Consider the following 12558-nt stretch of genomic DNA (forward strand, 5'->3'; position numbering starts at 1 on the left):
CTGCGGACGTCATACGAACGGTGGGCTACAGCCCTCGGTTCGTATGACGTCCCGGCGCCGGCGCCGGCGCGGTGCGCCGCGCGAGCGGCACGGATTCCGACGGACCCTGCGCGATGATGGACGGCGTGAACCGTCTCGGCGCTGCGACGTCCCCCTACCTCCTCCAGCACGCCGACAACCCCGTCGACTGGTGGGAGTGGGGGCCCGAGGCTTTCGCCGAGGCGAGGCACCGCAACGTCCCGATCCTGCTGTCCGTCGGGTACGCCGCCTGCCACTGGTGCCACGTGATGGCGCACGAGTCGTTCGAGGACGAGACGACGGCGGCGTTCATGAACGAGCACTTCGTCAACATCAAGGTCGACCGGGAGGAACGGCCCGATGTCGACGCGGTCTACATGCAGGCGACGACCGCGATGACGGGGCAGGGCGGGTGGCCGATGACGGTCGTCATGGACCACGACGGGGCGCCGTTCTTCGCCGGGACCTACTTCCCCGACCAGCCGCGGCACGGGTCGCCGGCGTTCACGCAGGTGCTGCAGGCGCTCAGCGCGGCGTGGACCGACCGGAGCGATGACGTACGACGCACCGCGGCCAGCGTCGCGGAGCACCTGCGCAAGGAGGCGGTCCCGGCGCCGTACGCGCTGACGGCCGAGCGGATCGACGGGGCGGTGGCGACGCTGGCGCAGGAGTTCGACGCGCAGGCGGGCGGGTTCGGCAACGCGCCGAAGTTCCCGCCGACGATGGTGCTGGAGTTCCTGCGCCGCTACCGCGGGGCGTCGGAGCAGCAGGCCCGTCACATGCTCGCGCGGACCGTCGCGGCCATGGCGGGCAGCGGGATGTACGACCAGATCGGGGGTGGGTTCGCGCGCTACGCGGTCGACCGCGGCTGGGTCGTGCCGCACTTCGAGAAGATGCTCTACGACAACGCCCAACTGCTCGGCCTCTACGCCCGTCTCGGCACCGCGCTCGGCGACCGGGTCGCGACCGAGACTGCCGACTTCCTGCTGCGGGAGCTGCGCACCGCGGAGGGCGGGTTCGCCTCCGCGCTCGACGCCGACAGCCCGGCCGAGCCGGGGGAGCATGCGCACGAGGGCACGTTCTACGTCTGGACGCCGACCCAGCTGGTCGCGGTGCTCGGACCCGACGACGGCGCCTGGGCAGCCGAGCTGTTCGGCGTCACCGCCGACGGGACCTTCGAGCACGGCACCTCGACCCTGCAGCTGCGCCACTTCCCCCAGGACACGGCCGACCGGGCCCGGCTCGACGGTGTACGACGCCGGCTGCTGGCCGCGCGCGAGGAGCGCCCGCGTCCCGCGCGGGACGACAAGGTGGTCGCCGCCTGGAACGGCCTCGCCATCACCGGGCTGGTCGACGCCGGTCGCCGGCTCGGCCGCCCCGACTACCTCCGGGCCGCGATCGACGCGGGCGAGCTCCTCGAGCGGCTCCACCTGAGCGTCGACGGCGAGACCGGCGCGAGGGTCCTCCGGGTCTCCCGCGACGGAGTCGCCGGCACCCACGCCGGCGTGCTCGAGGACTACGGCTGTGTCGCCTCCGGCTTCCTGGCCCTCGCCCAGGCCACCGCCGACGCCCGCTGGCTGCGTCTGGCCACCGGCCTGATCGACACCGCGCTCGAGCAGTTCGCCGCCCCCGACGGCGGCTTCTTCGACACCGCCGCCGACGCCGAGGCGCTGGTCGCGCGGCCGCGGGACCCCGGCGACAACGCGAGCCCGAGCGGGTTCAGCAGCCTGCTGCACGCGCTGGTCGACGCCCACGCGCTCACCGGCGAGGGTCGCTACCGTGACGCCGCCGAGAGGGCGCGCGCGACGGTCAGCGTGCTCGTCGAGAAGGCGCCGCGCTTCGCCGGCTGGTCGCTCGCCGCCGCGGTCACCATGGCCGAGGGGCCGCTCGAGGTCGCGATCGTCGGGCCGCCGGGCGACGAGCGGGACGCACTGGTCGCCCGCGCGCTCGCGCTCCCGGGCGCCGTGGTCGTCGCCGCCGACGAGGCGACCGACGACATCCCGTTGTTGAGCGGACGCACGCCGGTCGACGGGCGGCCGGCGGCGTACGTCTGCCGCGGCTTCGTCTGCGAGCGCCCGGTCACCGAGCCGGAGGACATCGCGTGACGCCCTGGACCTCCCTGCGGCCCGAGCCGGGACGCTTCCACGACGAGGGCTCGGAGGATCCGCCGCGGATCGTGCTCGAGCGGGTCGAGGTCGGCGACCTGCAGCGCCGCACGGAGCGGTTCAAGATGATGCGCCGCATCGCCTACCGCGACCGGGAGTACGGCGACCTCCTGGTGCCCGCCGACCCGGCGTCCTTCGAGACCGACCTGACCTCGGTCCCGACGATCTTCACCTGGCTGGTGCCGCGCACCGGCCGCCACCTCCCGCCGGCGCTGCTCCACGACGGCCTGGTCCACGGGGCGCACGAGCAGCCGACGTACCTCTCCGTCGAGGGCCACCTCCTCGACCGCGTCGACGCCGACCGGGTGTTCCGCGCGGCGATGCGCGACACCGACACCGGCCCGGTCCGCAGCTGGCTGATCTGGTCGGCCGTGACGCTCTCGACCATCTGGCACGGCTCGGCGTCGTGGAGCCGTGCGCAGCACCTGCGCTACCGGATCCCCGCGGCCGCCAGCGTGCTGGTGATCGCGGTCCTCGGCGTGCTCGCCACCCTCGACCTGGTCGACGTCGTCGACGGGGTCCCGTGGATGGGCAGCCGCTCGGTCCTCATGGAGCTGCTGGGCGGGTTGGCCGGCGCGGTCGTCATCCCCTTCCTCCTCGGCCTGACGTGGGGCAGGTTCGCGATCGCCGGCGTGGTCAGCGGGATCGCGCTCGCCGTGCTCCTCCACGTCACGGTGGCGCTGGCCCTGATCACCCTCGGCTACCAGGCGGCGGAGTGGGTGGCGCGGCGCCGGCCGATCGCCGCGATCGTCGCCGCCGGCGTTGTGATCGCCGCCCATGTGGTGCTCGTCGTCTTGTTCCTGGGCCCATTCCGCTCGAAGTGACCGCGCAGTAGGTTCGGCGTGTGACCAGCACCGACGCCGCTCCCACCTCGACGCAGACCTTCACCTCGCTCGACCCGGCGAGCGGTGAGGTCGTCGGCACCCATCCGATCCACTCCGCCGCCGATGTGGCGGCCGCGGTCGCGACCGCCCGCAAGCAGGCCGAGTGGTGGCAGGCCCTCGGCTACGACGGTCGCAAGAAGGCGCTGGTCCGCTGGCGCAAGCTGATCGCGCGGCGGATGGAGGAGCTCGCCGCCCTCATGGCGCGCGAGACCGGCAAGCCCGCAGGAGACGCCCTGCTCGAGACCGCGCTGGCGATCGACCACCTCGCGTGGGCCGCCAGCCACGCCGAGAAGGTGCTCAAGCGGCGCAGCGTCGCGCCCGGCCTGCTGATGGTCAACCAGGCCGCCAGCGTCGAGTACCGCCCGCTCGGTGTCGTCGGCGTCATCGGCCCCTGGAACTACCCCGTCTTCACGCCGATGGGCTCGATCGCCTACGCCCTCGCGGCCGGCAACGCCGTCGTCTTCAAGCCCTCCGAATTCACCCCCGGCGTCGGCGAGTGGCTGGCCGCGACCTTCCGCGAGGCGATCGGCCGTCCCGTGCTCCAGGTCGTGACCGGGTACGGCGAGACCGGGGCCGCGCTCACGACCGCCGGCGTCGACAAGGTGGCGTTCACCGGATCGACCGCCACCGGCAAGCGGGTCATGGCGGCCTGCGCGCAGACCCTCACCCCGGTCGTCATCGAGGCCGGCGGCAAGGACGCGCTCCTCGTCGCCGACGACGCCGACGTGGCGGAGGCGGCCGACGCCGCCCTGTGGGGCGCGGCGGCCAACGCGGGCCAGACCTGTGCCGGGGTCGAGCGGGTCTACGTCCACGAGCGGGTCTACGACCAGTTCCTCGACGAGCTCGTCGCCCGGGCCGAGAGGCTCGAGGCCCGTCCCGGCGGCCAGGTCGGGCCGATCACCATGCCCTCCCAGGTCGAGATCATCCGCCGTCACGTGGACGACGCCCTCGCCCGCGGCGGCCGCGCGCTGGTGGGCGGTCCCGTCCCGGAGGGGGCCCGGTTCGTGCAGCCGACCGTGCTGGTCGACGTACCCGAGGACTCGGCGGCCGTGCAGGAGGAGACCTTCGGCCCCACCGTGACCGTCACCCGCGTCAAGGACATGGACGAGGCGATCGAGCGCGCCAACGGCACCCGCTACGCGCTCGGCTCGACCGTCTTCTCCAAGGACCAGGGCATGGCGATCGCGCAGCGCCTGCGCGCGGGGATGACCGCCATCAACGGCGTCATCTCCTTCGCCGCCATCCCGACCCTGCCGTTCGGCGGCGTCGGCGACTCCGGCTTCGGGCGGATCCACGGCCCCGACGGGCTGCGCGAGTTCACCTACCCGCACGCGATCGCCCGGCAGCGGTTCAAGCCGGCGATCGCGCTCACCACCTTCCGGCGCACCGCCAAGGAGGAGCAGCAGCTCACGAAGGTCGTGCGCGGGCTGTACGGGCGCGGGAAGCGGTAGCCCCTCCCGCGCACGCGACGACCGCGAGCCCGCCGAGCACGGTCGCCCCGGTGATCTGCTCGCCGAGCAGGAGCCCGGCCCAGGCGATGCTCAGCACCGGCTGGGAGAGCTGGGTCTGGCTGACCTGCGCCATCGGCCCGATCGCGAGGCCGCGGTACCACGCGAAGAAGCCGAGGAACATGCTGATGCAGGCCAGGTAGGCGAAGCAGAGCCACTGCACCGGCGTCCCGGACGGCGGCGCCTCGGCGAGGCTCACCGCGGTGAGCGCCGCCATCGCGGGCGCCGCGAGCACCAGCGCCCAGGAGATCGTCTGCCACGAGCCGAGCTCGCGCGAGATCAGCCCGCCCTCGGCGTACCCGAGCGCGCACAGGACGACCCCGACCAGCAGGAGCAGGTCGGCGCGCTCCAGGTGCGCGGCGCCGCCGCCGTGCAGGACGGCGAACCCGACCGCCGCGGTCGCGCCGAGCGCGGCGAACACCCAGAACGCCGGCACCGGGCGCTCGCCGGTGCGCAGCACCGCGAACACGGCGGTGACCGCCGGGAGCATCGCGATGACCACGGCGCCGTGGCTGGCCGGCACCTCGGTCAGGGCGTACGACGTCAGCAGCGGGAACCCGGCGACGACCCCGCCGGCGACGATCGCCAGACGCAGCCACTGGCGGCCGCGGGGGAGGCGCTGCCGGGTCACGGCGAGCGCTCCGGCGGCGAGGGCCGCGGCGACGACGGCACGCCCGGCGCCGATGAACAGCGGGTCCAGGCCACCGAGGGCGAGCCGGGTGAGCGGGACGGTGAGGGAGAAGGCGGCGACGCCGAGCATCCCCCAAGCCAGACCCGCCGGGAGGAGGGATAGCAGGTCCCGCCGCGGGACGATAGCGCTACTCTGTGCTGACATGAGCAACGATAGCAGTGCCCGGATCGCCGCGGCCCTGCGCGCCTGGATCCGGGACGCGGCCGCCGGCGCGCAACTGCCCTCCTCCCGCCGGCTCGTCACCGAGTACGGCGCCAGCCCGGTCACCGTGCAGAAGGCGCTGCGCCGGCTGGTGGCCGAGGGGCTCGTGGAGAGCCGGCCGGGCGTCGGCACGTTCGTGCGGGCGGTCCGCCCGGTGCGGGGAGCGGACTTCGGCTGGCAGACCTCCGCGCTGCGCACCCCGCGCGCCGACCTGGCGCGGCTCGCCGGACCGTTGCAGACCCCGCCGCCGGACGCCCAGGCGCTGCACGCGGGCTATCCCGGGCCCGACCTGCTGCCCGAGCGGCTGGTGCGCGCGGCGCTCGGCCGCGCCGCCCGCGGAGCCGCCGCCACCGCGCGTCCGCCGGCCGCGGGCCTGGCCGAGCTGCGCGCTTGGTTCGCCACCGAGCTGGCCGAGGCGACCCCGGCTCAGCTGAGCGCGGTGAGCGCCAACGACGTCATCGTCGCGCCCGGCTCCCAGAGCGCGCTGGCCTCGATCTTCCGCGGCCTGGTCGCGCCCGGGCAGCCGCTGCTCATCGAGTCGCCGACCTACTGGGGCGCGATCCAGGCCGCCCGCCAGGCCGGCGTGGAGCTCGTCCCCGTCCGCAGCGGCGCCGACGGTCCTGACCCCGCCGACGTCGACCGCGCGCTGCGCGAGACCGGCGCCCGCGCCCTCTACGCCCAGCCCAGCTTCGCCAACCCGACCGGGGCGCACTGGAGCGTCGAGCGCGGGGAGGCGGTGCTCGACGTGGTGCGCTCCCACGGGGCCTTCCTCGTCGAGGACGACTGGGCGCACGACTTCGGCATCGACGCCGACGTCCGCCCGCTGGCCGCCCACGACAGCGCGGGCCACGTCGTCTACCTCCGCTCGCTCACCAAGAGCGTCTCGCCGGCGATCCGGGTCGCCGCCGTGATCGCCCGCGGCCCGGCCCGCGACCGCATCCTCGGCGATCGCGCCGCCGAGTCGATGTACGTCAGCGGACTGCTCCAACAGGCCGCCCTCGAGGTCGTCAGCGACCCCGGCTGGCGCACCCACCTGCGCCGACTGCGGGTCCAGCTGCGTGAGCGCCGCGACCTGCTCGTCGCCGCGGTCCGCGACCACGCGCCCTCGCTCGCCCTGGAGGTGGTGCCGCCGGGCGGCCTGCACCTGTGGGCCCGGCTGCCGGACGGCACCGACACCGAGCGGCTGGTGCGCGACTGCGCGGCCGACGGCGTCTGGGTGGCCGGGGGCGACGAGTGGTTCCCGGCCGAGCCCGCGGCGCCGTACGTCCGGCTCACCTTCATCGGACCCGAGCCCGGCGGGTACGCCGCCGCGACGCAGGTCGTCGAGCGCGCGATCGGACGGCAGCACGCCTGAGCGCCGGGCACCGGCTTCGCCGCCGAGAGGTGCGGCTGGAGGCTCGGGCCTCAGCTCGCCGGCGACGACCCGCGGTCGTGGTTGAGGACCGCGATCTTCTGCCAGATCTTGCGCTCCAGCGAGACGGTGAGGGTCTCGATCGTGCTGACCGTGTCGAGGACGACCGGGTCGCGCGACGCCTCGGCGCACAGGGCCGCGGTCTTGCCGACCAGGCTCAGCAGCTCCGAGCAGTAGTCGAGGTAGTTCTCGAGCTCGTCCGGGCCGAGGTCCATGCTGACGCTGGCGTCCGTGCGCCGGAAGCTCGAGCGCAGCCGCTCGGGATCCTTGGTCAGCTGGTGCATGTCGATGATGTGGGCCAGCGAGCGCAGCCGGTGCAGGAGCTCGAGCAGGCTGGAGCGCTGCAGCCGCTCGGGCACCGAGTAGAGGAACCAGATCGCCAGCGCCGCGAACACCAGGTCGTTGACCGCGCTCTCCAGCAGCGGGATCCAGGCCAGGCCGTCGTCGGGCGCGTCCTCGAGCGCGGCGCGGACCGCGAGCACCAGCACCGTGGCGGTGATCGCGACGATCGCGACGATCGCGACCCGGGACAGCGGCCGCAGCCACGACCGGCGCCCGCGCACCGTGGCCGTCGATGACCCGACCGTCTCCACGAGCGCGGCGAGTTCGCCGACGACCCGGTGCAGTCCACGGCCGGGGAACCGCGCGCCGATGCGCTCCTCGAGGCGCCGAACGGTGGCCAGCACCGGCGCGACCTGAACCTTCTCCAGCGGCGAGGACACGGCCGCAGCCTACGGCCGGGCCGGCGCCGGCCGTGCGCTCTCCAGCGCAGCACCGCCAGCCCGGGCGCTGACCCGAAGGCGTCGTCGGCCGAGCGCCTCGCTCCACCGGTCGCGCAGGGCGGCCGCCTCGGTGAACCTTCCGAGCCGCACCTTCAGCGACACCTCGAAGGCCGAGACGTCCGACACGAAGCGGCGCGGCGCCTCGCGCATGCACGTTGACAGTCGTCATGGACCAAGTCCAGTGGACTGACCGACGCTGGGCCGGCTGCGACGAGTGCTGCTGCCGCGGACGTCCGCCCTACGATGAGCCCATGGCTCTCGCCGTGCTCGACTGCGCCCACTTCACGGCGGGGGAGTGCCGGTCCTGCACCTGGCTCGGGCAGCGGTACGACGACCAACTGGCGGCCAAGGACGCGTCGGCCCGCGCGCTGGTGGCGGCCCCCGACGCGGTCTGGCTGCCGCCGCTCGGCAGCTCGCCGGCCGGCTTCCGAAACAAGGCCAAGATGGTCGTCGCCGGTCCCGCCGGGGCGCCGACGCTGGGCATCCTGGGACCCGACGGCGCGGGCGTCGACCTGCGCGACTGCGCCCTGCACGAGCCGGTCGTCGTGGCGGCGCTGCCGGTGCTCGCCGAGCTGATCCGGCGCGCCGACCTGACGCCGTACGACGTCGGGTCGGCCGAGCCGGTGAACCGGCGGGGCGAGCTCAAGCACCTCCTCGTGACCGCCTCGCCCGACGGCGAGCTGATGGTGCGGCTGGTCGTCCGCTCCACCGCCGTCGAGGCCCGGGTGCGCAAGCACCTGCCCTGGCTGCTCGCGCAGCTGCCCGCGGCGCGGGTCGTCACCCTCAACGTCCAGCCCGAGCACCGCGCGGTCCTCGAGGGGGAGCGGGAGATCGTCCTCACGGAGGCGGACACGCTGCCGATGCGCCTCGGCGCGGTGACGCTGCACCTGCGCCCGCGCAGCTTCTTCCAGACCAACACCGCCGTCGCCGCGGCGCTGTACGCCGAGGGGGCGGCCTGGGTCGCCGACCTCGCGCCGGCGCGGGTGGTCGACCTCTACTGCGGCGTCGGCGGGTTCGCGCTCCACCTCGCCGCCCCGGACCGGCAGGTCACCGGCATCGAGATCAGCGCCGACGCGATCGCCAGTGCCGAGCGCTCACGCGACGAGGCGGGGCTGCCCGGCACGATCCGTTTCGCCGTCGGCGACGCCACCGCTCCCGAGCACGCCGGCCTCCTCGCCGGGGCCGACCTGGTCGTGGTCAACCCGCCCCGGCGCGGCCTGGGTCACGACCTGGCCCGGCGACTCGAGGAGTCGGGCGCGCGCCACGTGCTCTACTCCAGCTGCAACTCCGAGACGCTGGCGCGCGACCTGACCGACCTGGCGTCCTACCGACCGGTGCGGGCGCGGGTCTTCGACATGTTCCCGCAGACGGCGCACGCCGAGGTGCTGGTCCTGCTGGCGAGGGATCAGCGCAGCGAGTAGGTCGCCAGCGAGACGCCGACGTAGTGCGCCACGAACGCGGCGATGGTGAAGCCGTGGAAGATCTCGTGGAAGCCGAACACGCGCGGCGAGGGGTCGGGCCATTGGAAGCCGTAGACCAGTCCGCCCATCGTGTAGAGCGCTCCGCCGACGGCGATCAGCACGAAGATCGCGATCCCGATGCCGAGCCCGAGCGCGGTCGCGCCCTGGAAGAACGCGGGGATGAAGAAGATCGCCGCCCAGCCGAGGGCGATGTAGATCGGCGCGGAGAGCCAGCGCGGCGCGCCCGGCCAGAAGAGCTTGAACGCGATGCCGAGCAGGGCGCCGCTCCACGCGACCGAGAGCATCACCACCCGGGACGCACCGTCGAGCAGGATCAGCCCGAACGGGGTGTAGGAGCCGGCGATGAACAAGAAGATGTTGGAGTGGTCGAACCGGTTGAGGATCGTCCACACCTTCGGCGACCAGGTGCCGCGGTGGTAGAGCGCGGAGGTGCCGAACAGCAGGAGGGCGGATCCGGCGTACAGCGCCGAGCCCACCCGGGTCGTCGCGGTCGGTGAGAGGCAGACGAGCACGATGCCGGCAGCGAGGACGAGCGGGGTCGACACGAGGTGGGACCAGCCACGGAGCTTCGGCTTGATGTCCGCGACGGTCTCGCTGATCTGCTCCCCGAGGTCGTCCAGCCGATCGCGGACCTTCTCGTTCGCGTGGTGGATGGCCTGGTTCATGAAGTGAGGGTACCCGCGCCGGGTGGACGCAACGACGGCCGGACGGACGTGATCTCACGCTCATCCGGCCGTCGTCGACGGGCCGATCGGAGGTTGTCGGTCAGTGCGTGTGCGGGGGCACGACGCCGCCCTCGGACGGCTGCACGATCACGAAGCCCTGGCCCTGGAAGGCGACCTGGAAGGCCTCGCCGGAGCCGCGGCCGATGAGCGCGCCGGCGGTGAAGGTCGAGCGGATCGAGGTCTGCAGATGGGTCGACCACGCGACGAGGGCGTTGGCGTCGGCGAAGGTCGGCGCCTCGCCCGGGTTGAGCACCACGGGCTGGCCGTCGGTCGTGATCGCCACCCAGCCGGTGCCGCGCAGGGTCGTGTTGAACAGGCCGCCCGCGGCGATGCTGCCGCCCTTGACCCGCTCGATGTTCCAGTCCAGCGCGGCCGAGAAGGCGAGCACGTTGTTGCCGTTGACCGACAGGCCGCTGTTGTTGAGGTGGAGGATGTGCACGTCGTGCGCGGCGTCGGCGAGGAAGACGTCGCCCTGGCCCTCGACCCGCATCAGGGACAGCCCCTCCCCGGTCAGCGCCTTCTTGAGGAACTTCGCGGCGCCGCCGCCCTGGTACTGGAAGTTGACGTTGCCCTGGTAGGCCACCATCGCGCCCTGCTTGGCCATGAACGGCTCCATCACCCGGACCCGCAGCAGCTTCTTGTTCTGCAGGCTCGCGCCGACGCCGTCCTTCTCGCTGAACCGGCCGTCGATGAGGTCGCCGCTGATGCCGGCGAACGCGTCGCTGGGGACCTGCTGGGCGCCGTACCCGGGACCCGGCTGCTGCACGGGCGGCTGCGCCTGCTGGTACGGCGGCTGGGCGGGCGGCTGGGCCGGGGGCTGGGCCTGCGGCTGGTAGGGCTGCTGGGAGGGCGGCTCGGCGGGGCGCGGGGCGACCGCGGTCACGGCGTCGAAGGAGAACGCCGGCTCGGACGACTCGCCCGCCCCGGTCTCCGGCTCCTGCCCGGCGTCCTGCCCGGACTCCTGGGACTCCTGGGACTGCTCGGCCTCCCGGCTGCCGACCCACTCGTCGGACCCGCTCTGCCCGGAGTCCTGACCCGTGTCCTGACCCGTGTCCTGCCCGGCCCCCTGGTCGGTGGAGGCGTACAGCGGGTCCATCGCCTGGTTGCCGTGGTCGGACACGTGGTCGGTCCACTGGGAGCCGTCCCAGTAGCGGAGCTCGTGGCGGCCGGTCGGGTCGGGGTGCCAGGCGGCTGCAGTCATGGTCGTCCTATCTCTGGGTTCGATCGAGGCTCGCGAGCAGTCTCAGGAGCACCATCGTGTCAGTCGGGTGGGTGGGCCGGTAGCCCGGCTACGATCGGTCTGTGGCCGATTGGAAGCGTGGTGTGCGCAGGGTGCTCTACCCCGCCTACGAGGCCCGCATGCTTCGCCGGATGCCCGGCAACCTGCCCAAGCACATCGGCGTGATGCTCGACGGCAACCGGCGCTGGGCCAAGGCCGTCGGACGCGACACCGCCCACGGCCACCGCGCGGGCGCGGCCAACATCGAGCCGCTGCTGGGCTGGTGCGACGAGGTCGGCATCGAGGTGGTCACCCTCTGGCTGCTCTCCACCGACAACCTCAACCGTCCGGCGGGCGAGCTCGAGCCGCTGCTGGAGATCATCTCCGACGCGGTCGACTCGCTGGCCGACCAGCGCCGCTGGCGCCTCCACCTGGTCGGCGCCCTCGACCTGCTGCCGGCCGAGACGGCGAAGCGGCTCAAGGCCGCCGCCGAGGCGACGGCCGACGTCGACGGCATGATCGTCAACGTCGCGGTCGCCTACGGCGGGCGCCGCGAGATCGCCGACGCGGTGCGCTCGCTGCTCACCGAGCACGCCGCCAAGGGCACCCCGCTCGAGGAGCTGGCCCAGCTGATCGACATCGAGCACATCGAGGAGCACCTCTACACCAAGGGCCAGCCCGACCCCGACCTCGTCATCCGCACCTCCGGCGAGCAGCGGCTCGGGGGCTTCCTGCTGTGGCAGAGCGCCAAGTCGGAGTTCTACTTCTGCGAGGCCTACTGGCCCGACTTCCGTCGCGTCGACTTCCTGCGCGCGATCCGCGCCTACGCCCAGCGCGAGCGCCGGTTCGGGGCCTAGCTCGGCCCGCTGGATGGGGCCGGTACCGTGACGGGCGTGAGCAAGCCCATCACGCTGCTGACGGTCGAGGCCACGGAGCAGCTGACCCCCGGGATGGTCCGGATCCGCTTCTCCGGCGACCTCGCCGCGTTCGCCGACAGCGCCTTCACCGACCGCTACGTCAAGCTCGTCTTCGGCGACCCGGCTGAGCTGGAGGCCGGCGGCCGGCCGACGCTGCGCACCTACACCGCCCTCGACCCCGACGTCGCGCAGGGCACGCTCGCCATCGACTTCGTCGTCCACGGCGACGAGGGCATCGCCGGCCCGTGGGCGGCCCGGGCCCAGCCCGGCGACACCATCCACGTCCGCGGTCCCGGCGGCGCCTACGCCCCGGACCCCCAGGCCGACTGGCACCTGCTGGCCGGCGACGAGGCGGCCATCCCCGCCATCCGCCAGGCTCTCGCCGCGCTCGCCCCCGAGGCGCGGGGGTACGCCGTGGTCCAGGTCGACGGGCCGTCGTACGAGCAGCCGCTCGACACGCCGGCCGGCGTCGCACTGACCTGGCTGCACCGCTCCGACCCGACCCACCCCGGCCTCGCCGACGCCGTCAAGGCGCTGCCGTGGCGCGAGGGACGGG

The 12558-nt window shown here is 73.9% G+C and carries 12 protein-coding genes; 7 read left to right on the top strand and 5 right to left on the bottom strand.

Features of this window, described 5'->3' with window-relative positions:
* The first annotated feature begins 116 nt into the window (after nt 1-116).
* The 3 genes from FHP29_RS16015 to FHP29_RS16025 are packed head-to-tail and all read left to right on the top strand — an operon-like array spanning nt 117 to nt 4518.
* Nucleotides 117-2123 carry a thioredoxin domain-containing protein gene (locus FHP29_RS16015; RefSeq protein WP_192904045.1) on the top strand — a complete coding sequence of 669 codons (2007 nt, stop codon included), beginning with the start codon at nt 117-119 and terminating at the stop codon, nt 2121-2123.
* Complete coding sequence (locus tag FHP29_RS16020; protein ID WP_139623890.1) at nt 2120-3007, top strand: DUF1353 domain-containing protein; 888 nt, start codon at nt 2120-2122, stop codon at nt 3005-3007. The genes FHP29_RS16015 and FHP29_RS16020 overlap by 4 nt, the downstream gene beginning before the upstream one ends.
* A 20-nt stretch (nt 3008-3027) precedes the next feature.
* The gene (locus FHP29_RS16025; RefSeq protein WP_139623891.1) at nt 3028-4518 is read left to right on the top strand and encodes an aldehyde dehydrogenase family protein; all 1491 of its coding nucleotides are present in this window, start codon (nt 3028-3030) and stop codon (nt 4516-4518) included.
* On the opposite strand, the gene FHP29_RS16030 is transcribed toward FHP29_RS16025, so the two are convergent.
* Nucleotides 4475-5410: a DMT family transporter gene (locus tag FHP29_RS16030; protein ID WP_139623892.1), complete on the bottom strand. Its 936-nt coding sequence runs from the start codon at nt 5408-5410 to the stop codon at nt 4475-4477. The two genes, FHP29_RS16025 and FHP29_RS16030, sit on opposite strands and share 44 nt — an antisense overlap.
* On the opposite strand from FHP29_RS16030, the gene FHP29_RS16035 reads away from it, so the two are divergent.
* On the top strand, nt 5409-6821 hold the full coding sequence (locus FHP29_RS16035; protein ID WP_139623893.1) for an aminotransferase-like domain-containing protein: 1413 nt from the start codon (nt 5409-5411) through the stop codon (nt 6819-6821). The genes FHP29_RS16030 and FHP29_RS16035 overlap by 2 nt on opposite strands.
* Nucleotides 6822-6871: 50 nt before the next feature.
* Here the strand turns inward: FHP29_RS16035 and FHP29_RS16040 are convergent, their stop codons facing one another.
* Together FHP29_RS16040 and FHP29_RS16045 are read right to left on the bottom strand one after the other, a co-directional pair.
* The gene (locus FHP29_RS16040; RefSeq protein WP_139623894.1) at nt 6872-7600 is read right to left on the bottom strand and encodes a hypothetical protein; all 729 of its coding nucleotides are present in this window, start codon (nt 7598-7600) and stop codon (nt 6872-6874) included.
* Nucleotides 7601-7609: 9 nt separating this feature from the next.
* Nucleotides 7610-7810, bottom strand: coding sequence for a PIN domain-containing protein (locus tag FHP29_RS16045; protein ID WP_139623895.1), 201 nt, complete (start codon nt 7808-7810; stop codon nt 7610-7612).
* A 101-nt stretch (nt 7811-7911) separates the two neighbouring features.
* Between FHP29_RS16045 and rlmC the strand changes: the two genes are divergently transcribed.
* Nucleotides 7912-9081 carry a 23S rRNA (uracil(747)-C(5))-methyltransferase RlmC gene (gene rlmC, locus FHP29_RS16050; RefSeq protein WP_139623896.1) on the top strand — a complete coding sequence of 390 codons (1170 nt, stop codon included), beginning with the start codon at nt 7912-7914 and terminating at the stop codon, nt 9079-9081.
* Here the strand turns inward: rlmC and trhA are convergent.
* Both trhA and FHP29_RS16060 read right to left on the bottom strand, forming a co-directional pair.
* A complete protein-coding gene (trhA, locus tag FHP29_RS16055; protein ID WP_139623897.1) occupies nt 9066-9806 on the bottom strand; it encodes a PAQR family membrane homeostasis protein TrhA in 741 nt (246 codons plus the stop codon). The genes rlmC and trhA overlap by 16 nt on opposite strands.
* A 100-nt stretch (nt 9807-9906) precedes the next feature.
* A complete protein-coding gene (locus FHP29_RS16060) occupies nt 9907-11067 on the bottom strand; it encodes an AIM24 family protein (protein WP_139623898.1) in 1161 nt (386 codons plus the stop codon).
* Nucleotides 11068-11168: 101 nt separating this feature from the next.
* Between FHP29_RS16060 and FHP29_RS16065 the strand changes: the two genes are divergently transcribed.
* Together FHP29_RS16065 and FHP29_RS16070 are read left to right on the top strand one after the other, a co-directional pair.
* Nucleotides 11169-11942, top strand: coding sequence for an isoprenyl transferase (locus tag FHP29_RS16065; RefSeq protein WP_139623899.1), 774 nt, complete (start codon nt 11169-11171; stop codon nt 11940-11942).
* 36 nt (nt 11943-11978) lie between these two features.
* Nucleotides 11979-12558: siderophore-interacting protein (locus FHP29_RS16070; protein WP_240044545.1), on the top strand; the 580-nt coding region annotated here is incomplete at its 3' end.

Source organism: Nocardioides albidus (assembly GCF_006335005.1).
Classification (GTDB): Bacteria; Actinomycetota; Actinomycetes; order Propionibacteriales; family Nocardioidaceae; genus Nocardioides; species Nocardioides albidus.

What these genes read in the sequence shown, in the direction of transcription:
- FHP29_RS16015 (WP_192904045.1), top strand. Translation starts at nt 117, where the DNA reads ATGGACGGCGTGAACCGTCTCGGCGCTGCGACGTCCCCCTACCTCCTC.
- FHP29_RS16035 (WP_139623893.1), top strand. Translation starts at nt 5,409, where the DNA reads ATGAGCAACGATAGCAGTGCCCGGATCGCCGCGGCCCTGCGCGCCTGG.
- FHP29_RS16030 (WP_139623892.1), bottom strand. Translation starts at nt 5,410, where the DNA reads ATGTCAGCACAGAGTAGCGCTATCGTCCCGCGGCGGGACCTGCTATCC.
- FHP29_RS16045 (WP_139623895.1), bottom strand. Translation starts at nt 7,810, where the DNA reads ATGCGCGAGGCGCCGCGCCGCTTCGTGTCGGACGTCTCGGCCTTCGAG.
- rlmC (WP_139623896.1), top strand. Translation starts at nt 7,912, where the DNA reads ATGGCTCTCGCCGTGCTCGACTGCGCCCACTTCACGGCGGGGGAGTGC.
- trhA (WP_139623897.1), bottom strand. Translation starts at nt 9,806, where the DNA reads ATGAACCAGGCCATCCACCACGCGAACGAGAAGGTCCGCGATCGGCTG.
- FHP29_RS16060 (WP_139623898.1), bottom strand. Translation starts at nt 11,067, where the DNA reads ATGACTGCAGCCGCCTGGCACCCCGACCCGACCGGCCGCCACGAGCTC.